The sequence below is a fragment of the Candidatus Pelagibacter communis genome (assembly GCF_001180225.1).
GTDB classification, from domain to species: Bacteria; Pseudomonadota; Alphaproteobacteria; order Pelagibacterales; family Pelagibacteraceae; genus Pelagibacter; species Pelagibacter ubique_D.
Window position 1 is genome coordinate 1 of the sequence record NZ_CVST01000005.1, and the last position, 798, is coordinate 798.

Here is a 798-nt window from a genome sequence, read left to right on the forward strand (position 1 = left end):
GAAACTATTATATGTTCACAATATTTATCATAAATATCAGTATCCTTTTTGAAACTTGAAATGTTTATTATTTTTTTCTTTTTTCTATCTTCAAAAAAAACTTTATACCTTAGTTTTTGAGCAGCTTTTATCTCACTTTTAGTATCGGCCAATTTAGTGATAAAAGTAGGTTTAAAAAAATTTCCAGTATTTATGTAAAATTTTTTACTATAATTAGTATTTGAAAAATGTTTTAAAGTTAACATTGGAATTAAATAAGAGATTCTTATTTAATTTTTGTTAAACATATGTTTCAAATTTCTTACAGATGATTGGTTTTTTTGAATTAATTTTAATATTAATAATAATAATTTTAGTAATAAAATTATGGAATACTAAAAAAGATAGCATTGAAGAAAAAAAAACTATCTTATCTAAATATGATCCCAATAAGGATAAAAAATTTATTTTAGATGAATTAGAGGATCAATTTATTGCTCTTAATAAATTAAACATAATTGATTATGCCAATCCGAGTGCCAAAATAAGATTTGGTAATAATTTAGAAAATAAACATTTAGGAACAATTATAAGAAATCCTGAGTTAGATAATCTTATAAAAAATGTAAAATTAAGTAATAAAACTGATCATATAGATCTTGAAATTGATTTACCGTCGTATCAGCATTACAGGGTTTATGCCATCCCTGGTCCAACAAAACTATTTCCAGACCAAGAGTCTGTGGTGTTATTTCTCAAAGACTTGACGGAAATTTCAAAAGCTCAAAAATTTAGAACAGATTTTGTTGCAAATGTAAG

General features: G+C 23.3%; 1 pseudogene. It reads left to right on the forward strand.

Annotated features, from left to right (window positions below):
* Positions 1–307 precede the first annotated feature (307 nt).
* Positions 308–798 (forward strand): annotated as a pseudogene (locus AMN99_RS00145) (hypothetical protein); the annotation flags it as partial.